The sequence below is a fragment of the Streptomyces sp. NPDC086989 genome (assembly GCF_044745505.1).
Classification (GTDB): domain Bacteria; phylum Actinomycetota; class Actinomycetes; order Streptomycetales; family Streptomycetaceae; genus Streptomyces.
Window position 1 is genome coordinate 60140 of the sequence record NZ_JBIVAL010000017.1, and the last position, 21157, is coordinate 81296.

At 71.8% G+C, this 21157-nt stretch carries 17 protein-coding genes and 1 tRNA gene; 8 read left to right on the forward strand and 10 right to left on the reverse strand.

Going from position 1 to position 21157, the window contains the following annotated elements; genetic code table 11:
- Window positions 1-22: 22 nt before the first annotated feature.
- Complete coding sequence (gene hutU, locus ACIPK4_RS32695; RefSeq protein ID WP_402319506.1) at window positions 23-1687, reverse strand: urocanate hydratase; 1665 nt, start codon at window positions 1685-1687, stop codon at window positions 23-25.
- Between the two features lie 104 nt (window positions 1688-1791).
- On the opposite strand from hutU, the gene ACIPK4_RS32700 reads away from it, so the two are divergent.
- On the forward strand, window positions 1792-3156 hold the full coding sequence (locus ACIPK4_RS32700) for a diaminopimelate decarboxylase (RefSeq protein WP_402319509.1): 1365 nt from the start codon (window positions 1792-1794) through the stop codon (window positions 3154-3156).
- Window positions 3157-3179: 23 nt separating this feature from the next.
- Here the strand turns inward: ACIPK4_RS32700 and ACIPK4_RS32705 are convergent, their stop codons facing one another.
- Window positions 3180-4022, reverse strand: coding sequence for a MurR/RpiR family transcriptional regulator (locus ACIPK4_RS32705; RefSeq protein WP_054222316.1), 843 nt, complete (start codon window positions 4020-4022; stop codon window positions 3180-3182).
- A gap of 237 nt (window positions 4023-4259) precedes the next feature.
- Here ACIPK4_RS32705 and ACIPK4_RS32710 point away from each other — a divergent pair, with 237 nt between their 5' ends.
- Window positions 4260-4637, forward strand: a complete 378-nt coding sequence (locus ACIPK4_RS32710) for a hypothetical protein (RefSeq protein WP_054222315.1) — start codon at window positions 4260-4262, stop codon at window positions 4635-4637.
- Between the two features lie 328 nt (window positions 4638-4965).
- Here the strand turns inward: ACIPK4_RS32710 and ACIPK4_RS32715 are convergent, their stop codons facing one another.
- Window positions 4966-6351 (reverse strand): cystathionine beta-synthase, encoded by a 1386-nt coding sequence (locus tag ACIPK4_RS32715; protein ID WP_376203877.1) that lies wholly within the window; start codon window positions 6349-6351, stop codon window positions 4966-4968.
- A 134-nt stretch (window positions 6352-6485) separates the two neighbouring features.
- Here ACIPK4_RS32715 and ACIPK4_RS32720 point away from each other — a divergent pair, with 134 nt between their 5' ends.
- From ACIPK4_RS32720 to ACIPK4_RS32730, 3 genes are all read left to right on the forward strand, one after another.
- The gene (locus tag ACIPK4_RS32720) at window positions 6486-7520 is read left to right on the forward strand and encodes an SGNH/GDSL hydrolase family protein (protein ID WP_402319513.1); all 1035 of its coding nucleotides are present in this window, start codon (window positions 6486-6488) and stop codon (window positions 7518-7520) included.
- A gap of 291 nt (window positions 7521-7811) precedes the next feature.
- Entirely contained in the window at window positions 7812-9032 is a 1221-nt protein-coding gene (locus ACIPK4_RS32725; RefSeq protein ID WP_402319516.1) for an acetyl-CoA C-acetyltransferase, read from the forward strand.
- Window positions 9033-9418: 386 nt separating this feature from the next.
- On the forward strand, window positions 9419-10282 hold the full coding sequence (locus tag ACIPK4_RS32730) for a hypothetical protein (protein ID WP_402319672.1): 864 nt from the start codon (window positions 9419-9421) through the stop codon (window positions 10280-10282).
- On the opposite strand, the gene ACIPK4_RS32735 is transcribed toward ACIPK4_RS32730, so the two are convergent.
- Entirely contained in the window at window positions 10266-10640 is a 375-nt protein-coding gene (locus ACIPK4_RS32735) for a hypothetical protein (protein ID WP_402319519.1), read from the reverse strand. The genes ACIPK4_RS32730 and ACIPK4_RS32735 overlap by 17 nt on opposite strands.
- A gap of 106 nt (window positions 10641-10746) precedes the next feature.
- On the opposite strand from ACIPK4_RS32735, the gene ACIPK4_RS32740 reads away from it, so the two are divergent.
- The gene (locus tag ACIPK4_RS32740; protein ID WP_048479109.1) at window positions 10747-10977 is read left to right on the forward strand and encodes a DUF4287 domain-containing protein; all 231 of its coding nucleotides are present in this window, start codon (window positions 10747-10749) and stop codon (window positions 10975-10977) included.
- A 151-nt stretch (window positions 10978-11128) separates the two neighbouring features.
- Here ACIPK4_RS32740 and ACIPK4_RS32745 read toward each other — a convergent pair whose 3' ends face one another.
- Window positions 11129-11977 carry a Bax inhibitor-1/YccA family protein gene (locus ACIPK4_RS32745; protein WP_402319522.1) on the reverse strand — a complete coding sequence of 283 codons (849 nt, stop codon included), beginning with the start codon at window positions 11975-11977 and terminating at the stop codon, window positions 11129-11131.
- A 229-nt stretch (window positions 11978-12206) separates the two neighbouring features.
- Window positions 12207-12286: transfer RNA gene (locus tag ACIPK4_RS32750), tRNA-Leu, on the reverse strand.
- Between the two features lie 450 nt (window positions 12287-12736).
- Here ACIPK4_RS32750 and ACIPK4_RS32755 point away from each other — a divergent pair.
- Complete coding sequence (locus ACIPK4_RS32755) at window positions 12737-13501, forward strand: ABC transporter ATP-binding protein (RefSeq protein WP_402319675.1); 765 nt, start codon at window positions 12737-12739, stop codon at window positions 13499-13501.
- Window positions 13502-13557: 56 nt separating this feature from the next.
- Entirely contained in the window at window positions 13558-16113 is a 2556-nt protein-coding gene (locus ACIPK4_RS32760; RefSeq protein WP_402319525.1) for an ABC transporter permease, read from the forward strand.
- A 111-nt stretch (window positions 16114-16224) separates the two neighbouring features.
- Here ACIPK4_RS32760 and ACIPK4_RS32765 read toward each other — a convergent pair whose 3' ends face one another.
- The 4 genes from ACIPK4_RS32765 to ACIPK4_RS32780 all read right to left on the reverse strand — a co-directional run bounded on the left by ACIPK4_RS32765 (window position 16225) and on the right by ACIPK4_RS32780 (window position 21141).
- On the reverse strand, window positions 16225-17616 hold the full coding sequence (locus ACIPK4_RS32765; RefSeq protein WP_402319528.1) for a class I SAM-dependent methyltransferase: 1392 nt from the start codon (window positions 17614-17616) through the stop codon (window positions 16225-16227).
- Window positions 17617-17771: 155 nt separating this feature from the next.
- The gene (locus ACIPK4_RS32770) at window positions 17772-19157 is read right to left on the reverse strand and encodes an NAD(P)/FAD-dependent oxidoreductase (RefSeq protein WP_054222307.1); all 1386 of its coding nucleotides are present in this window, start codon (window positions 19155-19157) and stop codon (window positions 17772-17774) included.
- A gap of 458 nt (window positions 19158-19615) precedes the next feature.
- Entirely contained in the window at window positions 19616-20587 is a 972-nt protein-coding gene (locus ACIPK4_RS32775; protein ID WP_402319532.1) for an exopolyphosphatase, read from the reverse strand.
- Window positions 20584-21141 carry a DUF501 domain-containing protein gene (locus ACIPK4_RS32780; protein WP_402319534.1) on the reverse strand — a complete coding sequence of 186 codons (558 nt, stop codon included), beginning with the start codon at window positions 21139-21141 and terminating at the stop codon, window positions 20584-20586. Before ACIPK4_RS32780 ends, ACIPK4_RS32775 begins: the two co-directional genes overlap by 4 nt.
- Window positions 21142-21157: the final 16 nt, after the last annotated feature.

A 21157-nucleotide genomic window follows, 5' to 3' on the forward strand; every position in this document is an offset into this window, starting at 1 on the left:
GCGGCCGCCGGGACGTCCTTGCTCACGCCGAGTCGCCTTCACGCATGGGGACGCGGACGCCGCGCTCGTCCGCCACCGACTCGGCGATGTCGTAGCCCGCGTCGACGTGGCGGATGACGCCCATGCCGGGGTCGTTGGTGAGCACGCGGCGGATCTTCTCGCCCGCGAGCTTGGTGCCGTCGGCGACGGTGACCTGGCCGGCGTGGATCGAGCGGCCCATGCCGACGCCGCCGCCGTGGTGGATCGAGACCCAGGAGGCGCCGGAGGCCACGTTCACCATGGCGTTGAGCAGCGGCCAGTCGGCGATCGCGTCGGAGCCGTCGAGCATCGCCTCGGTCTCGCGGTACGGGGAGGCCACCGAACCGCAGTCGAGGTGGTCGCGGCCGATGGCCAGCGGGGCGGCCAGCGTGCCGTCGGCCACCATCTCGTTGAAGCGCTCGCCGGCCTTGTCGCGCTCGCCGTAGCCGAGCCAGCAGATGCGCGCGGGCAGGCCCTGGAAGTGGACCCGCTCGCCGGCCATCTTGATCCAGCGGTGCAGCGACTCGTTCTCCGGGAAGAGCTCCAGCATCGCCTTGTCGGTCTTCGCGATGTCCGAGGCCTCGCCGGACAGGGCCGCCCAGCGGAAGGGACCCTTGCCCTCGCAGAACAGCGGGCGGATGTACGCCGGGACGAAGCCGGGGAAGGCGAACGCGCGGTCGTAGCCGGCCAGCTGGGCCTCGCCGCGGATGGAGTTGCCGTAGTCGAAGACCTCGGCGCCGGCGTCCATGAAGCCGACCATGGCCTCGACGTGCTTCGCCATCGACTCGCGGGCCCGCGTCGTGAAGCCGGCCGGGTCCTTGGCCGCGTACGCCGCCATGTCGTCGAAGTCGACGCCCACCGGCAGGTACGACAGCGGGTCGTGCGCCGACGTCTGGTCGGTGACGATGTCGATCGGGGCGCCTTCCGCGAGCATCTGCGGGAGGAGCTCGGCCGCGTTGCCGAGCAGGCCGATGGACAGCGGCCTGCGGGCGTCGCGCGCCTCGACCGCGAGCTGCAGCGCGTGCCGCAGGTTGTCGGCCTTCACGTCCAGGTAGCGGTGCTCGATGCGGCGCTCGATGGCGCGCGGGTCGACGTCGATGCAGATCGCGACGCCGTCGTTCATCGTCACGGCCAGCGGCTGGGCGCCGCCCATGCCGCCGAGGCCGGCGGTCAGGGTGATGGTGCCGGCCAGGGTGCCGTTGAACTTCTTGGCGGCGACGGCCGCGAAGGTCTCGTACGTGCCCTGCAGGATGCCCTGGGTGCCGATGTAGATCCAGGAACCTGCGGTCATCTGGCCGTACATGGTCAGACCGAGCTGCTCCAGACGGCGGAACTCCTCCCAGTTGGCCCAGTCGCCGACGAGGTTGGAGTTGGCGAGCAGCACGCGCGGCGCCCACTCGTGGGTCTGCATCACGCCGACCGGGCGGCCGGACTGGACGAGCATCGTCTCGTCCTGCTTGAGGGTGCGCAGCGTGCGGACCATCGCGTCGAAGGAACGCCAGTCGCGGGCGGCCTTGCCGGTGCCGCCGTAGACCACGAGCTTGTCGGGGTGCTCGGCGACCTCGGGGTCGAGGTTGTTCTGCAGCATGCGGAGGGCGGCTTCCTGCTGCCATCCCAGGGTGCTGAGCTCGGTGCCTCGCGCAGCGCGTACGGGGCGGGGTCCTGACATGGCGGTGCCTCCTCCGATGTTGGTCAATCCATTCACATCCTGACCGGCTGAATAGATTCAGTCAACAGCTGCGGGCCGACCCGCCGGGTGATTGGCTGGCGGACATGGCTGTCGAGACGCACACGGCGGCGGGCGCGGCGGACGCCGCGGCCCGCCGGGACCTGGCCGTACGGGCCGCCGTAGAGCAGGGCCTGATGGGCGGGGAGGAGGGCGCGCAGCCTCTGGTCTGCCTGCTCGACGTCGCCGGCCTCCGGGCCTCCGCAACCGCCCTGACCAGCGCCTTCGCGGACGCGCTGGCTCCCGGCACGCCCGTGCTGCACACCTTCGCGGTGAAGGCGTGCCCGCTCGTGCCGGTGCTGCGGCTGCTCGCGGAGTGCGGCCTCGGCTGCGAGGCCGCGGGTCCCGGCGAGCTGGCGCTGGCCCTGGCGGCCGGCGTGGAGCCGCGGCGGACCGTCCTGGACTCCCCCGCCAAGACCGTGGCCGAACTGCGCGGGGCGCTGGCCCTCGGGATCGCCGTCAACGCCGACAACCGGCAGGAACTGCAGCGCCTGGACGAGCTCGTCGCCGCGGCCCCCACCGAGTCCCCGATCGGGATCCGGATCAACCCGCAGACGGGCGCGGGCGCCATCGACGCGCTCTCCACGGCCACCGCGACCTCGAAGTTCGGGATCGCACTGCGCGATGCGGGCGCGCGCGAACGGCTCGTACGCGTCTTCCTGGAACGGCCGTGGCTGACCCGGCTGCACGTCCACTCGGGCTCCCAGGGCGTCCCGCTGCCGCTGATCGCGGAAGGGGTGCGGGAGCTGCACGCCCTGGCCGAGGAGACCAATGCGGCGGCGGGGCGCCGCCAGGTCGACACCCTCGACATCGGCGGGGGCCTGCCGGTGAACTTCGCCTCGGACGCCGTGACCCCGACGTACGCGCAGTACGTGGCGGCCCTGCGGGAGGCCGTCCCGGGCCTGTTCGGCGGCCGCTACGGCCTGGTGACGGAGTTCGGCCGGTCCCTGGCCGCCAAGCACGGTCTGGTGCTCTCCCGCGTCGAGTACACGAAGACCACCGGTGGCCGCCCCATCGCGCTGACGCACGCGGGGGTCCAGCTGGCGACCCGTACGGTGTACGCGCCCGCGGCGTGGCCGCTGCGGATCCTGCCGTACGACGCGAAGGGCGCCCCGAAGACGGGCCCGCCCGTCGCCCAGGACATCGCGGGCCCGGCCTGCTTCGCGGGCGACCTGCTGGCCACCGGCCGGGAGCTGCCGGAGCTGGCCCCGGGCGATCTGATCGCCGTACCGGACACCGGCGCGTACTTCTTCACGGCGCACTACGGCTACAACAGCCTCCCGCGCCCGGCGGTCCACGGCTTCACGACGACCCCCTCGGGCGCGGTCCGCTTCACCCTGGTCCGCCCGGCCCAGTCCCTGCCGGAGCTGACGGCCGAGTCCGGAGCCGCCCACCGCGACGCCCTGCTCTGACCCCGCCGGCGGCAGGACACCCCCTACTCCACGAACAGCCCGCGGGCCGCCGCCCGTGCGTCGAAGGCCTCCAGCCGCGCCTGCGCGTCCGGCAGGGCGTCCGCCATGGCCTCCAGCAGCACCCGCCCCAGCAGCATCGGCGCGCACGCCGTGTCGAAGGCCAGGCCGGTGCCGACCGGCGCCGGGATCAGCAGGTCGGAGGAGCGGGCCACCGGGGCGAAGGCCGAGTCGGCGACCGTCACCACCTGCAACCCCGCCTCCCGGGCGTGGTCGAGTGCCTCCGCCACCTCCCGCGGGTGCCGCGGCAGCGCGAAGCACAGCAGGGCCGAGGCCCCGGCCGCGGCGGCGGCGTCGATCCGGTCGGCGAGCATCGAGCCGCCCTCGTCGAGGAGCCGCACGTCGGGGTGCACCTTGGCGGCGAAGTACGCGAACCCGCGCGCCTGCGAGGACGCCGCCCGCAGCCCCAGCACGGGCAGCGGCCTGGACCCGGCGAGCACCCGGCCGGCCTCCTCGACCGGCGAGGGGTCGGCGAGCATGGCCGACAGCTGCCGCAGGTTCTCGATCTCGCCCTGGACGGCCTGCTGGTACTCGTTGTACGTGTCCTCCTGCGCGGCCACGGCGCGCTCGGCGGGAGCCACCTCGCGCAGGTGCCGGCGCAGCGCCGGATACCCGTCGAAGCCGAGCGCCACCGCGAAACGGGTCACGGAGGGCTGGCTGACCCCGGCCAGCTCGGCGAGCTCCACGCTCGACAGGAACGGCACGTCCGCCGCCCCGCGCACCATGCAGTGGGCGATCCGTCGCTGGGTGGGCGTCAGCCGGTGCCCCTCGAACAGCTTCTGCAGCCGCGCTGCCGGGCTGTCGCTCATCCCGACCCCTCCGTCCCCGTCGTTATTCAGTCACGGAGCACTTTGCATGCGGTTATGCAGCACGGCAAGCGGCGGACCGCTCCGCGAGACGGTCCGAGGGCCGAAAACCGGTGCGGAGGCGGGCGGATACGGGCGGGCACGGACACCGGCGCGGGGGCGGATACGGGCACCGGCGCGGGGGCGGATACGGGGGCTATCCCCCGTGCCCGGGCCGCCCCCCGTTCCTACGCTGGGCGCATGGAGTCCCAGGAGCTGAAGAAGGAACTCGACGCGACGTTGGACGCCCGGCGGGAGCTGGGGCCGGAGTACGAGGCCGCACTCGTGGACTCCTTCGTCGAGAAGGTCGACACCCAGGTCCGGCGCCGGCTGGCCGAGGAACGCCTGGACGCCGCCCGCGGCGGCCGGGGCGGCGGGCCGTCGCCGCTGGAGGGCGGCTTCGGCGAACGCTTCGGCTTCGCCATCGTCTCGCTGGTCCTGGCGATCCCGCTGTCGGCCATCGGCGCCACGCAGGCCGGGTTCGGCGGGCTGCTGGTCGCCTGGGCGGGCGTCCTCGGCGTGAACTTCGTCCACGCGTCCAAGCACCTGCGCCCGCGGCCGCGCGAGCGGGCCGAATAGAGCGCCGGAAGCTGTGCGCGGGGACCGCCGCACCCTCGGAAGCCCGAGGGGCGGGACGACGGCGGTCCCCGCGAGGGACACGGGCCGGGTCAGGGCCGTCCGCGTCCAGGGCGTTCACGCGGTCCGGGAGCCGCTCCGGAAGTACGCCAACGCCGTTCGGTGGTGCCGGCCCGGAGCGGGTGCTCCCTGGCCGACAACCACCACTGTGCCGGAGCCGTGTTAAGCCGGTGCTGCCGTCACATGACGGGCCCGTACCTTTTGCGCGACGGGGCGACGGGGCGACGGGGCGTCACCACGGCGCCCCGGCACCACGGCACCACGGCAGCGGCTACTTCGAGCCCTTGGCGAGGAACGCCAGCAGGTCCTGACGGCTCACCACACCGGTCGGCTTGCCCTCGACCAGCACGATCGCCGCGTCCGCCTCGCCCAGCACGGCCATCAGCTCGGAGACCGGCTCGCCCGAGCCGACCTGCGGCAGCGGGCGGCTCATGTGCTTCTCCAGCGGGTCGGACAGCGAGGCCTGCTTCGCGAACAGCGCCGCCAGCAGCTCCTTCTCCACGACCGAGCCGATGACCTCCGCGGCCATCACGTCCGGGTGGCCGGCGCCGGGCTTGACGATCGGCATCTGCGAGACGCCGTACTCGCGCAGCACCTCGATGGCCTCGCCCACGGTCTCCTCGGGGTGCATGTGGACCAGGGACGGCATGGCGCCCTCCTTGTCCGCGAGCACGTCGCCGATGCGTGCCGCGGGGCCCTCCTCCTCGAGGAAGCCGTGACCGGCCATCCACTCGTCGCTGAAGATCTTGCTCATGTAACCGCGGCCGCTGTCCGGCAGCAGGACGACGACCACGTCGTCCGGGCCGAGGCCCTCGGCGGCCTTCAGCGCCGCGACGACCGCCATGCCGCAGGAGCCGCCGACGAGGAGGCCCTCCTCCTTGGCGAGGCGGCGGGTCATCTGGAAGGAGTCCTTGTCGGACACCGCGATGATCTCGTCGGTGACGTTCGGGTCGTAGGCGGTCGGCCAGAAGTCCTCGCCGACGCCCTCGACCAGGTACGGGCGGCCCGAGCCGCCGGAGTAGACCGAACCCTCCGGGTCGGCGCCGATGACCTTGACCTTGCCGCCGGACACCTCCTTCAGGTAGTTGCCGGTGCCCGAGATCGTGCCGCCCGTGCCGACGCCGGCGACGAAGTGGGTGATCTTCCCGTCCGTCTGCTCCCACAGCTCGGGGCCGGTGGTCTCGTAGTGCGAACGGGGGTTGTTCGGGTTGCTGTACTGGTCCGGCTTCCAGGCACCCGGGGTCTCGCGCACGAGGCGGTCGGACACGTTGTAGTACGAGTCCGGGTGTTCCGGGTCGACGGCGGTCGGGCAGACCACGACGTCGGCGCCGTACGCGCGCAGCACGTTGATCTTGTCCATGGACACCTTGTCAGGGCAGACGAAGATGCACTTGTAGCCCTTCTGCTGGGCCACGATGGCGAGTCCTACACCGGTGTTGCCGCTGGTGGGCTCCACGATGGTGCCGCCGGGCTTGAGGGCACCGCTCTGCTCGGCGGCCTCGATCATCCGGACGGCGATCCGGTCCTTAACGGATCCACCGGGATTGAAGTACTCGACCTTGGCAAGGACGGTGGCCTGCAGGCCTTCGGTCACACGGTTGAGCTTCACCAGCGGGGTGTTGCCGACGAGGCTGATCATCGAGTCGTGGAATTGCACCATGTTCTCCAGGGAGGGGACTCCACGGGTTCTCCGGGAGGTCCCGCCAGACTATGCGGAAAGGGATTGGCCGACCGGCAGTACGGGGCAGGTAGGTCATCGGGACCCGGCAGGAAGGGAAGGTGGCTGGAGGGGTGTCCAGGGCGAGGACGGCCCGCCGGATCGCGGCGGGCGCGGCGTACGGCGGAGGCGGGCTCGGGCTGGTCGGGGTCGCCGCCGTGGGGCTGGTGCTGGCGGAGGTCCAGTTCGCGAAGCGGACGGTGGGCACCGGGCTCGGGGCTCCGCCGCGGGCCGACGGGCTGTACGGGAGCGAGTTCGCCGGGCCCGCGGGCTCCGGGCCCGGGCCGCTGCGGCTCGGCATGATGGGCGACTCCACGGCCGCCGGGCTCGGCGTGCGCCGGGCCAGACAGACCCCGGCCGCGCTGCTGGCCTCGGGGCTGGCGGCGGTGGCCGAGCGGCCGGTGGAGCTGCGCAACGTGGCCCTCTCCGGGGCCATGTCCGATGACCTCGACCGGCAGGCCGGACTGCTCCTGGACGGGGGGCTGCCGCCGCCGGACGTGTGCGTGATCATGATCGGCGCCAACGACGTGACGCGGCGGATGCCGCCGACCCAGTCGGTGCGCCACCTCACCTCGGCCGTACGCCGGCTGCGGCTCGCCGGCACCGAGGTGGTGGTCGGGACCTGCCCCGACCTGGGCACCATCGAGCCGGTGTACCAGCCGCTGCGGTGGCTGGCCCGCCGGGTCTCGCGCCAGCTGGCCGCCGCCCAGACCATAGGGGTCGTCGCGCTGGGCGCCCGTACGGTCTCCATGGGGGACCTACTGGGCCCCGAGTTCGCCGCCAACCCGCGCGAGATGTTCGGACCGGACTCGTACCACCCCTCGGCGGAGGGGTACGCGACCGCCGCCATGGCCGTGCTGCCGACCCTGTGCGCGGCGCTGGCGCTGTGGCCGGAGTCCGACCGGCTGGAGGTGGCGCGGCACGAGGACATGCTCCCGGTGGCCAAGGCCGCATCGGCCGCCGCCGGGCAGGCGGGCACCGAGGTCACGCCGGCGCGGGGGCCGTGGGCCCTGCTGAAGCACCGGCGGCGTCGCCGGGTCCCGGCCGAGGACCTGGGCCCGGAACCCCTTCCGGACTCCCTCCCGGGGTCCCGGGTGGCCGGCACCTGACCCCGGCCCACCCCACCGGCACCTGACCCCGGCCCACCCCGCCGGCCGCTCCGCCCGGACCCGGTCCGCAAAGGCCGGACGGGCCGGGAGCCCGGCCCTGCCCGGCTCCGCCCGCGTTCGGGGGGCGGGTGCGGGCGGGCCCGGAGCCTGGGAACAGTGCGGGTGGAGGGGGCGTTGCACCCCCCGGAGCGACCGGCATCACACACCGAAGCCGGTGACCTCGACCGTACGGGCCGGTAACTTCGCTTGCGGTCCCGCAACGAGCCGCAACTCACCCCCTTTGGAGCCCCGATGCCCGAAGCCGTCATCGTTTCCACTGCCCGCTCCCCCATCGGGCGCGCCGGCAAGGGGTCCCTCAAGGACGTCCGCCCGGACGACCTGACCGCCACGATCATCCAGGCCGCCCTCGCCAAGGTCCCGGAGCTGGACCCGCGCCAGATCGACGACCTGATGCTCGGCTGCGGTCTGCCCGGCGGCGAGCAGGGCCACAACCTGGCCCGCATCGTGGCCGTGCAGATGGGCATGGACTACCTGCCGGGCACCACGATCACCCGTTACTGTTCCTCCTCGCTCCAGACCTCCCGCATGGCGCTGCACGCCATCAAGGCGGGTGAGGGCGACGTCTTCATCTCCGCGGGCGTCGAGACGGTCTCCCGGTTCTTCAAGGGCTCCTCGGACGGCCTGCCGGACACGCACAACCCGCTCTTCGCCGACGCGGAGGCCCGTACCGCCGCCGTCGCCCAGAGCGAGGGCAGCGACTGGCACGACCCGCGCGAGGACGGCCTGATCCCGGACGCCTACATCTCGATGGGGCAGACCGCCGAGAACCTGGCCCGGCTCAAGGGCGTGACCCGCCAGGACATGGACGAGTTCGGCGTCCGCTCCCAGAACCTGGCCGAGGAGGCCATCAAGAACGGTTTCTGGGCCCGCGAGATCACCCCGGTCACCACCCCGGACGGCGCGGTCGTCTCCACCGACGACGGCCCGCGCGCCGGCGTGACCCTGGAGGGCGTCCAGGGCCTCAAGCCCGTCTTCCGCCCCGACGGCCTGGTCACGGCCGGCAACTGCTGCCCGCTGAACGACGGCGCCGCCGCGCTGGTCATCATGAGCGACACGAAGGCGCGGGAGCTGGGCCTGACCCCGCTCGCCCGGATCGTCTCCACCGGTGTCACCGGCCTCTCCCCCGAGATCATGGGCCTGGGCCCGGTCGAGGCGTCGAAGCAGGCCCTGAAGCGCGCCGGTCTGACCGTCGGCGACATCGACCTGTTCGAGATCAACGAGGCCTTCGCGGCGCAGGTCATCCCGTCGTACCGGGACCTGGAGATCCCGCTGGAGAAGCTGAACGTCAACGGTGGCGCCATCGCCGTCGGTCACCCGTTCGGGATGACCGGTGCCCGCCTCACCGGCACCCTGATCAACAGCCTCCAGTTCCACGACAAGCAGTTCGGCCTGGAAACGATGTGCGTGGGCGGCGGCCAGGGCATGGCCATGGTCATCGAGCGCCTGAGCTGAGCCGGAGCTGCGGGTAGGGGTCGCCGCGAGGAACGAGCGGCGGCACCTGCCCGCGGCGGTGGCGAAGCTCAGCGCGGCCACAGGAGTCGAGCGCCTGAGCTGAGCCTGGGCGTAGGCGCCGCAAGGGATCCGCTTGATCCCTTGCGGCGTACTGACGCCGGTTCCAATCCCGTCGCGGCCGATCTGTGACCGAATCTCCCCCAGGATGTGACTTTCGTCCTGGGGGTTTGCTGTTTCCCCAGGTCAGGACAGGTTCACCTCGTCCCCGTGTGACCAAAGCCCTGTCCAATTCGTGACGTAATGCACTGCACGCCATTCCCAGGTCGGGACACTCTGATGTAGGAAGTCGGGGGATCGAATCAATCAGGAGTTAGTCAGTGAGCGCCATGTCTCTTGCCCTGCTGCTGACCACGGCCGCCGCCGCGGCCGTGGGCGCTGCTGCGCTGCACGCCGTACACGGCCTGCGCAAGCAGGTGACGGCCCTCCGCGGTGAGCTGGCTTCGCCCGGCCACAGCCGCGGTGCGACCGTCCCGCACGCCCGCAGTGCCGTGCATTCCCCCGCCGCCGAGATACGAGCCGCCGTGGCCGAGGCCCTGGCCGAGGAGCGCGAGCGCGAGCTCGCCGAGGCGCGGGCCTTCTGGGCCGCGCAGGAGGCCCGTGACGCCGCCGACGCTTCCCCTCGCTTCGCCGGGGACACCCCTACCTCACTGCTGGGCGGCCTGCCCGGGCTGGGCGAGGACGTCCCCGGCGTTTTCCTGCCCCGTCAGGCGGACCTCGTGGGCCTGGAGCCGGTGCTCGGCGACGAGGCCGCTGCGGGCACCGCCCGGCCGGAGGCCGGGGGAGACTACCCCGAGGATTCGGCCGAGCTGGCCGCCGCGCGCCGGCGCCACCCCTCGCACCCCGACTTCGTACCGGTCCAGGCCCCGGCCCCGGGCGCGGACCACGAGCGCACGGTCTCGCGCCTGGAGGAGCTCGCGGAGGCCCGTACGGCCCTCGCGGACGTCCGTCCGGGCCCGCTGGGCACGCTGGACGTGTACGTCTTCACCGACGGCACCACGCTGTGCATGACCCCGGGCCACCGGGAGACGGCGGAGCGCCTCGCCGAGGCGCTGCGTTCGGGCACCGCGCCGGTGCTGCTGGGCGGCTCGGGCATCTCGGGCGCCTACGCCCTGACCTTCTCCTGCGGCGACGCCCAGGACCCGGACAACAACGTCTACATCCTCGCGGACCGCGTCATCGCGTCGCTCTGACCTCTGCCTGCTCGACCATCCGTACGGCCTCGTCCAGCATCTCGGACGGGGCCTTCGCGGTGTCCCGGGGGCTTTCGGCCGTCCCGTCGGCCGTGGCGCGCAGCGCTTCGGCGAGGTCGGTTCCGGCCACGGCCACCTGGTCCCCGACGACGAAGAGGCCCGCGTCGGGCATGTTCCGCGCCGGAGCCGCCCCCGCGCCCCGCTGCGCCGCCTCCAGCGCCTGGGCGCGTACCGAGAGTTCCCTGGCCAGCTCCAGCGCCTGGGCGGCGGCCCCCTGCCGCAGACGGCTCTGCGGCATGGCCCGCAGCCGGTCGGCGAAACGTTCCACGGCGGCGGTCAGCGGCGAAGTATCAAGCACCCGGCCGACCTTACGCGCCGTCCGGGCACCATTGCCAACGGGCGAACTCTCCGGCACGGTGGCGTGAAGAGAACAGCACAGCAAGGCGATACCTCCGGAGGCGCCCATGTCCGTAGAGTTCTCCGAGCAGACCCACCGGAACATGATCGACAGAATCCCCCTGACCACCGGTCGTGAAGTGTCCGACTGGCTCCGCACCGTGGACGACGGCCCCTCCCTCGTCCGGTTCGAGGAGAAGGTCAGCTGGCTGCGCGGCGCGCACGAGCTCTCGTACGGCCAGGCCAAGGCGATCATCCACGAGTACGACCTGCGCAGGGCGGCCCGCAAGTTCGGCTGAGCCCTCCCCGTCCCGGTCCCCCGGACCCGGTCCCTGTTCCCCCGATCCCTGCTCCCGATCCCGTACCCCTTCCGAGACGCGGGAAGGCCCCGCGAGCGTCGAGCTCGCGGGGCCTTCCCATGCCGTCTGCCGGTGGCGTCTGCCGGTGCGACTAGTCGTCGCCGGAGAGGATCTGGAACAGGCGCAGCAGCTCCAGGTAGATCCACACCAGGGTCATGGTGAGACCGAAGGCGGCCAGCCAGGCCTCGTCGCGCGGGGCGCCGTACGCGATGCCGTCCTCGACCTGCTTGAAGTCCAGGGCGAGGAAGCAGGCACCGAGGATGACGCCGACGATGCCGAACAGGATGCCGAGGCCGCCGCTGCGGAAGCCGAGGCCGTCGCCGCCCGCGAACAGCGAGAACAGCAGGTTCGCGACCATGAGCAGCATGAAGCCCATGGCGGCCGCCATCACGAAGCCGTAGAAGCGGCGGGTGACGCGGATCCAGCGCATCTTGTACGCGAAGAGCACGGAGGCGAACACGCACATCGTGCCGAGCACGGCCTGGATGACCACGCCGGCGCCCAGGTAGGTGCTGGTGGCCGAGCTGATGACGCCGAGGAAGAAGCCCTCGAAGGCCGCGTAGCCCATGATCAGCGCCGGGGAGGCCTTGCGCTTGAAGGTCTGCACGAGCCCCAGGACCATCGCGACGAGCGCGGCGCCGATGGCGATGCCGTACGACTTGTTGATGTTCGCCGGGTCGACGGGCAGGGCGATCCACGCGATCGTGGCCGTGAGGATGACCGTGCCGAGCGTCATGGCCGTACGGCTCACGACGTCGTCCATCGTCATGACGTCGGCGCGCGCGGGCGCCTGCGGCATGCCGGTGGCCACGTCGGTGGCGTAAGGATTCGTCGCGTACGGGTTGGTCCCGGCCTGCTGGTGCTGCGCGTCAAAGTTCGCGTAGCCCCCGCTGTCGCGGCTGAACCCCCGTCGCGAGAAGACCGGGTTACTGCTCCTCATCTCACTCCTCCATGGCCACGGTGCGCAGCCTTGCGACAAGAGTAATGCGTTAGCAAAAATCTGACCCTACTGCTCAGGGAGGATCTTTTCCCGTACCCGGGCCGGTTCCCCGTCCCGGGTACGGGAAAACAACGTGACATCAGGAGGAGTGGGAAAAACGCGACGGCGGGGGCGCCCTCGGGGCGCCCCCGCCGTTCGTGTGTCGCGCGGTGTGGACAGAGCGTTGTCGTGCCCGGAGCCGGACTCGAACCGGCACGGCCTAAGCCAGCGAGGTTTAAGCTCGCCGTGTCTGCATTCCACCATCCGGGCAGGGCGTAGCGGCTCCCGTACATAAGCACTGAACGCTGCGCCCGAGCCTATCCGGATCATCCCGGCCGCCAGTGGGTCGTCTATCCGATGTTGTCTGATTTTATTGGCGCTTGAGGGGCTGTCAGGCCCGAGAACACACGGTGGGCCCGTTACGGGCGGCGATCACCCCCGATGCGGGATTGACGGGATTTCGATGGCTCGCGCCACCCTCCCGCCACCCCGGGCCACCCCCCGGCCGTCCGGTCCGCCGCCGGGGCGTCCCCGAGCACCGCCGGGCCCGCCGTCATACCAGAGGAGGAGGCGGCCCGCCCCGCGATCAGACTCCAGTGGGCCTGGGAACGGGCACCGCGGCTGATCCCCGGCCGCGCGGGCGCGGCGACGATGGAAAGGTCCCGCCGATCAGCAGACCGCACGAGGTCCGCAGCCCGAGGAGCCGCTCCCGTGACCACCATGAACTACGCCCCGCACACCACCCAGGCCGTGGCCGCCCGGGCCACCGGCCTCTCCAAGGTGTACGGCCAGGGCGAGACCCAGGTGGTCGCCCTGGACAACGTCTCCGTGGACTTCGGCCAGGGCCAGTTCACCGCGATCATGGGCCCCTCGGGTTCCGGCAAGTCCACCCTGATGCACTGCGTGGCCGGCCTCGACACCTTTTCCGCGGGCTCTGTGCGCATCGGCGAGACCGAGCTCGGCAGCCTCAAGGACAAGCAGCTGACCCAGCTGCGCCGCGACAAGATCGGCTTCATCTTCCAGGCGTTCAACCTGCTGCCGACCCTGACGGCGCTGGAGAACATCACCCTGCCGATGGACATCGCGGGCCGCAAGCCCGACCAGCAGTGGCTGAACGCGGTGGTCGACATGGTCGGGCTCTCCGGCCGCCTCTCCCACCGCCCCACCCAGCTCTCCGGCGGCCAGCAGCAGCGCGTGGCCGTGGCCCGCGCCCTGGCCTCCCGCCCCGAGATCATCTTCGGTGACGAGCCCACCGGAAACCTGGACTCCCGCTCCGGCGCCGAGGTCCTCGGCTTCCTGCGCAACTCCGTCCGCGAGCTCGGCCAGACCGTCGTCATGGTCACCCACGACCCGGTGGCCGCCTCCTACGCGGACCGCGTCATCTTCCTCGCCGACGGCCGCATCGTCGACGAGATGCTCAGCCCCACCGCCGACGGGGTGCTCGACCGTATGAAGGCCTTCGACGCCAAGGGCCGCACCAGCTGAGGGACCGACCCTCCCCCGGCCCCGCTGACCCCCTCGACATCCTGGACTCCTCCACCATGTTCCGTACCGCCCTGCGCAACGTCCTCGCGCACAAGGCCAGGCTGCTGATGACGGTGCTCGCCGTCACGCTCGGCGTCGCCTTCGTCTCCGGCACCCTCGTCTTCACCGACACCCTCGGCAAGGCCCTCTCCGGCCAGTCCGCCAAGAGCTACGACCACGTCGCCGTCTCCGTGACCTCGTACGGCCAGAGCCGGGGCGACGACGGGCAGAAGGAGGGCGAGCCCGGCATCAGCCAGCAGACCCTCGACAAGGTCAAGACCGTCAAGGGCGTCGACACCGTCTCCGGCCGGATCTCCGGCTTCGCCGGCGTCGGCGACGAGAACGGCAAGCTGATCGGCACCGGCTGGGCCAACCGCGGCTCCAACTACGCCCCCGCGGCCGACGGCAAGGACCCCTCCTACCGCTTCACCGACGGCAACGGGCCCGCCGGCGCCGAGCAGATCGCGCTCGACAAGGAGACGGCGAACAAGGGCGGGTACAAGGTCGGCGACAGGGTCCGCGTCGCCAGCAACGGCCCGGTGAAGGAGTACACCCTCGCCGGTGTCTTCACCACCGACGACGGCCAGGTCAACGCGGGCGGCAGCCTCGTCCTCTTCGACACCGCCACCACCCAGAAGCTGTACCTCAAGCCCGGCTACTACCAGGAGCTCTCCGTCTCCGCCAAGGCCGGCGCCTCCGCCGACCAGCTGCTGGCCGACATCAAGCCGCTGCTCGGCGGCGACAAGCACATCAAGGCCCAGACCGGCGCCGAACTCGCCAAGGAGCAGGCCGACTCCATCAAGAAGCAGATGAGCGGCATGAGCACCATGCTGCTCGTGTTCGCCGGCATCGCGCTCTTCGTCGGCATCTTCCTGATCTACAACACGTTCACCATGCTCGTCGCCCAGCGGACCAAGGAGCTGGCCCTGCTGCGCGCGGTCGGCGCCAAGCGCGGCCAGGTCATGCGCTCGGTCATGAGCGAGGCCCTGGTCGTCGGCGCGATCTCCTCCGCCATCGGCCTGGCCAGCGGCATCGGCCTCGCGGTCGCCATGCGCTCGCTGATGGACTCGATGGACGCCAAGATCCCGGCGGGCGACCTGGTCGTCGCCCCGTCGACGATCGTCGTCGCCGTCGTCATCGGCGTGCTGGTCACCATGGTCGCCGCGGTGTTCCCCGCCTGGCGCACCGGCCGGATCCCCCCGGTCGCCGCCATGGGCAGCGCCCACCTGCCGGCCAGCTCGAAGTCCCTGCTCCTGCGCAACGTCTTCGGCTGCATCCTCGAACTGCTGGGCCTGGTCATGGTCCTGGGCGGGGTGTCCGTGGGCGGCGAGAAGGGCCGCTACCTCATCGGCGGCGGCGCGTTCTTCCTCCTCATCGGCCTGATCGTGCTGCTCCCGCTGCTGTCCCGGCCGCTCATCGCCGCCGTCCGGCCGCTGCTGGAGAAGGTCTTCGGAGTCCCGGGCAAGCTCGCCGCGCAGAACGCCGTGCGCAACCCGCGCCGCACCGCCGTCACGGCCGCCTCCCTCACCATCGGCCTCACCCTCGTCACCTCCCTGTCCGTGCTCGGCATCACCATGGGCAAGGCCGTGGACCGGATGAGCACCGACAAGATCAAGGCCGACTACAAGGTCTCCATGGCCATGGGCGGCGGCAGCCTCGACAAGAGCGTCGCCGAGACCCTCTCCAAGGCCAAGGGCATCAAGGCGGTCTCCCCGCAGTCGGCGTTCTCGCTGAAGATCGGCGACGAGTTCCGGGCCGCCTCCGGCGTCAACCCGGCCGCCATCGGCGAGATGCTCAACGTCGAGGTCGTCAGCGGCTCGCTGAGCAGCCTCGGCAAGGGCGAGGTCGCCGTCGCGGAGAAGACCGCGACGAGCCGGAAGCTGTCCGTCGGCTCGACCCTCCAGGTCGTGTACGAGGACGGCCAGAAGGGCTCGCTCAAGGTCGGCGCGGTCTACAAGGACCTGGAGGGCCTGCTCTCCCCGTACGTCGTCGACGACAGGATCCTCTCCGCGCACTCCGAGGAGCCGTACATCCCCGAGGTGTACGTCAACACCGCAGGCGGCGAGTCGAAGGCCGGCGAGAAGGCCGTCCTCGACGCCCTCGGCAACAACCCGGCGCTGTCCATCGCGACCAAGCAGGACATGCGCAACGAGATGGGCGGCATGATCAACACCGCCCTGAACATCATGTACGGCCTGCTCGGCATGGCCCTGATCATCTCGGTGCTCGGCGTGGTCAACACGCTGGCGATGTCCGTCTTCGAGCGGACGCAGGAGATCGGCATGCTGCGGGCGATCGGCCTCGACCGGAGCCGGGTCAAGAACATGATCCGCCTGGAGGCCGTGGTCATCTCCCTCTTCGGCGCGGTCCTCGGCATCGTCGTCGGCGTCTTCCTCGCCTGGGCGGTCGGCACCACCCTCACCAAGTCGGTGCCGGGCTACGCACTGGTCGTCCCGTACGACCGGATCGGCGTCTTCCTGCTGCTCGCCGGTGTGGTGGGCGTGCTGGCGGCCATGTGGCCCGCCCGCAGCGCCGCCCGGCTGAACATGCTCACCGCCATCAAGACCGAGTAGGCGCGGCGTTTCACACCACGCACACCTTTCACGGCAGGGACACGGTTCCACGGCAGGGACACGGAAGGGCCCCGGGGCACACGCCCCGGGGCCCTTCCCGTTCGTACGGGGTCACGCGTCCCAGGTACGCAGCCGCAGTGGCAGCCCCGACCGGCCGGCCGGCCCCGGCTTCACGGCGAGCACCTGGTTGACGCCGAGCCGGCCGTGCTCGAAGCCCAGCGCCGACGCCGCCATGTACAGCCGCCAGACCCGGGCCCGCCCCGGCGAGGTCAGCCGCACGGCCGCCTCCCAGTGCGCCTCCAGCCGCGCCACCCAGGCGCGCAGGGTCAGCCCGTAGTGCTCGCGCAGCGCCTCCACGTCGCGGACCTCGAACCCGGCCCGCTCCAGCTCGCCCACGGTGGTGCCCAGCGGGGAGAGTTCGCCGTCGGGGAAGACGTAGGCGTCGATGAACTCGTCCACCCGGTAGGCCTCTTCGTCGGGCTCCGGCGGGCGCGCGATCTGGTGGTTGAGCAGCCGGCCGCCGGGGGCCAGCAGGGCGTGCAGGGTGCGGGCGTACTCGCGGTAGCGCTCGGCGCCGACGTGTTCGGCCATCCCGATGGACGAAATGGCGTCGTAGGGACCGTCCTTGACGTCCCGGTAGTCCTGGATCCGGATGTCCACCCGGTCGGCCAGGCCCTCCTCCGCGGCCCGCTTGCGGGCGTACACGGCCTGCTCGCGCGAGAGCGTGACGCCGGTGACGCGGGCCCCGTACTCCCGGGCCGCGTGCAGCGCCATGGAGCCCCAGCCGCAGCCGACGTCGAGGAGCCGGCCGCCGGGCTGCAGGCCCAGCTTCCGGCAGACCAGGTCGAGTTTGTCCCGCTGGGCCTCCTCCAGGGTGGCGCCGGGGCTCCAGTAGGCGCAGGAGTACACCATGGAGGGGCCGAGGACGTGCTCGTAGAACTCGTTGCCGACGTCGTAGTGGTGGCTGATCGCCTGCCGGTCGCGGCTCTTGCTGTGCGTCTGGCCGCCCCGGCGCCGGGCCTCCTCGGGGGGCGGTGCGGGCGCCGGCCACGGCCGGGCCAGGGCGACGAGGTCGCGCAGCGCCGCCCGGGCGTCCGGGTCGCGCAGCAGCGCGGGCGTCCCGGCGGCGCCGCCCGCCCGCTCCGGCAGGCGCGGCAGGTGCGGGCGCAGCGCACCCAGCTTGCCGAGGCCGGAGCGGCGGACCGCCTGCGGGGCCTCGGGGACGTCGGCGGGCCCCCGCTCCCAGAGCAGGCCGGCCACGCGGTCGAGCAGTTCGAACAGGTCGCCGTCCACGGTCAGGTCCCCGGCCACCCAGGCCCGGGCCAGGCCCAGTTCTCCCGGTCGCCACAGGACGCGGCGCAGGGCGCGCCGGTTGGCCAGCACCAGGGTGGGGCCGTCGGGCGGCCCGGCCTCACTGCCGTCCCAGGCGCGGATCCGGACGGGCAGGGGGGCGCCCAGCAGGGTCTCGGCAAGAGCGGCCAGCCGCGGCGCGGCTTCGGTCATCGTAGGCACCTCCGGAAACGATCCGACCCGACGCGACGGCCTACCCGTTTCCGGCTGCGCTCAATCGGGCGGGCACGCCGAAGGGGCCGCCCGCACCACGGATGGCGGGCGGCCCCTTCGGGGACGTGCTGGAGGTGTTGCCGGTGGGACCCGGGTCAGGAGGCCTTGGCCTTGGCGGCCGGGGCTGCCGTGGCGGCCGGAGCCGGCGCCGGCTTGGCGGCCTCGTAGAACTCCTCGCGCGGGGTCTCCAGCGCACCGAGGGAGACGACCTCGCGCTTGAGGAACATGGCAAGGGTCCAGTCGGCGAAGACGCGGATCTTGCGGTTCCAGGTCGGCATGGCCATGCCGTGGTAGCCACGGTGCATGTACCAGGCGAGCCGGCCCTTGAGCTTGATCTTCGTCTTGCCCATGACGATCATCGCGACGCCCTTGTGGAGGCCGAGGCCCGCCACCGCACCCTTGTTGGAGTGCGAGTACTCGGCCTGCGGGAAGCCCCGCATGCCCGAGATGACGTTGTCGCCGAGGACCTTGGCCTGGCGCAGCGCGTGCTGGGCGTTCGGCGGGCACCAGGCGTTCTCGACGCCGGCCTTGCGGGCGGCGATGTCCGGGACCTGGGCGTTGTCGCCGGCGGCCCAGATGTAGTCGGTGCCCTGGACCTGGAGGGTCGGGGCGGTGTCGACGTGGCCGCGCGGGCCCAGCGGCAGGCCGTAGCGGGCCAGCACCGGGTTGGGCTTGACGCCGGCGGTCCACACGAGGGTGTCGGAGTCGACCTCGAGGCCGTTCTTCAGCACCACGTGGCCGTCCACGCAGGAGTCCATCGAGGTGTTGAGGTAGATCTCGATGCCGCGCGACTCGAGGTGCTCCTTGCCCCAGGTGCCGAGCTTGGGCCCGACCTCGGGGAGGATCTTGTCGGCCGCGTCCACCAGGATGAAGCGCATGTCCTCGCGCTTGATGGTGGTGTAGTACTTCGCGGCGTCGCGGGCCATGTCCTCGACCTCGCCGATGGTCTCCGCACCGGCGAAGCCGCCGCCGACGAAGACGAAGGTGAGGGCCTTGCGGCGGACGTTCTCGTCCGTCGTGGACTCGGCCTTGTCGAGCTGCTCGAGGACGTGGTTGCGCAGGCCGATGCCCTCTTCGACGCCCTTCATGCCGATGCCCTGTTCGGCGAGGCCGGGGATCGGGAAGGTGCGGGAGACGGCGCCGAGCGCGATCACCAGGTAGTCGAAAGGCAGCTCGTACGCCTCGCCGACGAGCGGCGTGACGACGGCGACCTTGCGGTCCTGGTCGATGCTGGTGACCCGGCCGGTGAGAACCTCTGCCTTGGGCAGCACGCGTCGCAGCGGGACGACGACGTGCCGAGGCGAGATGCTGCCTGCGGCCACTTCAGGGAGGAAGGGCTGGTAGGTCATGTACGAGCGCGGGTCGACGACCGTGACGGTCGCCTCGCCGTAGCGCATCTTCTTCATGATGCGCTTGGCTGCGTACAGGCCTACGTACCCACCTCCTACAACGAGGATCCTGGGACGCTCCGTGGTGCTCATGGAACGAGTATCCAGCACCCCAAGGGGTGATGCTCGTGAGCCCCTTCACAAGGTGACGAAAGGCCTCTGCTACACTGCGCGGCCCACGTGACCGAGGTCATGGCGCGAAATGGGAACCAGGGTGTAACGGGAGTCGTTGTTCACCTGCTCTGAACTGGCCTCCGGGCCTGCAACCGGAGTAGACCACCGGGTTGGTGGATACCTACCGAGGAGACCGGAGCCCGCCCCCGAATCGCACGAACACCCGCATGAAGGGGGTCTGCGCACCCCCGGAACCCCCCGAAGGGCCCTTCCCGCGGCCCATCAGGCCTCTTTTCCTTGTGAAGAACTTCACGAACTTTCTGTGGCCGAGGGGACCTAAGACCCCCGTAAGGGCCCCTGAAGGCCTCTCGCAACACCTGAATCGACGGGGCTTGCGATCAGCTGACCGCAAGCCCCGTCCGCTCAGCGATGCCCTGTCAGGACCGCTTGCGGTCCGCCTCGACCTCTTCCGCGGTCTTGATCGCGATTCCGTCGAGGATGTCGTGCTCCGAGACCACGACCTCCGCGGCGCCGGTCCGCTCCATGATCGCGAGCAGCACGAGGGCTCCCGCACCGATCACGTCCACCCGGCCCGGGTGCATCACCGGGATCGCCGCACGCTCGGCGTGCGTGGCCGTCAGCATCCGCTCGCTGATCTCCCGGACCGTCTCGTACGGGATCCGCGCGTGGTGGATCTCCGAGGAGAGGTACTCCGGCAGCCCGAGGGCGATCGCCGCGACCGTGGTCACCGAGCCGGCCAGGCCGACCAGCGTGCGCGCCTCGGCCAGCGGGACCGTCTGCGCGGCCAGGTCCAGCGCCGCCTCGACGTCGGCCCGTATGGCGGCGATCTGCTCCGCGGTCGGCGGGTCGGTGACCACCCCGTCCACGACCAGGTGCCGTTCGGTCATCCGGACACAGCCCACGTCCACCGAGCGGGCCGCCCGTACGTGCTCCTCGCCGACCACGAACTCGGTCGAACCGCCGCCGATGTCCACCACCAGGAACGGCCGCTCCAGGTGGTCGTGGGTGACGAGCTCCCGGGTGGCGCCGGTGAAGGAGAACTCCGCCTCCTCGTCACCGGAGATCACCTCGGGCTCGACGCCCAGGATCCCGAAGACGCCCTGGACGAACTCGTCCCGGTTCTCGGCGTCGCGGGAGGCCGAGGTCGCCACGAACCGCACCCGCTCGGCACCGAACTCCTCGATCACCGACGCGTACTCGCGACAGGCCGCGAAGGTCCGCTCCAGCGCCTCCGGGGCCAGCCGCCCCGTCTTGTCCACGCCCTGGCCCAGGCGGACGATCGTCATCCGCCGGTCCAGCTCGACCAGCTCGCCCGTGGCCGGGTCGAAGTCCGCGACGAGCAGGCGGATGGAGTTCGTACCGCAGTCGATGCCGGCGACGCGGGTCACGCGTCCGGCTCCTGCTGCTCCGCCGTCTCCGGCTTCGGGGCGCACGGCGTGACGCAGGCGCCCTTGGCCCACCACTGCGGCAGCATCGCCAGGGCCTCGTCGCCGAACGGGTTCACCCCGGGGCCGGCGGCCAGCGAGTGACCGACCAGCACGTGCAGGCACTTCACCCGGTCCGGCATCCCGCCGGCGCTCGGGAAGCCCTGGAGCACCTCGATGGCGTCGCGGCGCCGGATGTAGTCCTCGTGCGCGGCCTGGTAGGCCGCGGCGAGCTCGGGGTCCTCGGAGAGCCGGGCCTGCATCTCCTTCATCACGCCGTTGGCTTCCAGCGTGCCGATCGCGGAGGCCGCGCGCGGGCAGGTGAGGTAGTACAGCGTCGGGAAGGGCGTGCCGTCGGGAAGCCGCGGGGCGGTCTCCACCACGTCCGGCTGACCGCAGGGGCAGCGGTGGGCGATGGCGCGCAGCCCGCGCGGCGGGCGGCCGAGCTGCTGCTGGAACGCGTCGATGTCCGCGTCGGTCGGCTCGGTCCGGTCGGTCTGGGGCGGGGGCGTCTGCATGCCTGGAGGAAGTCTC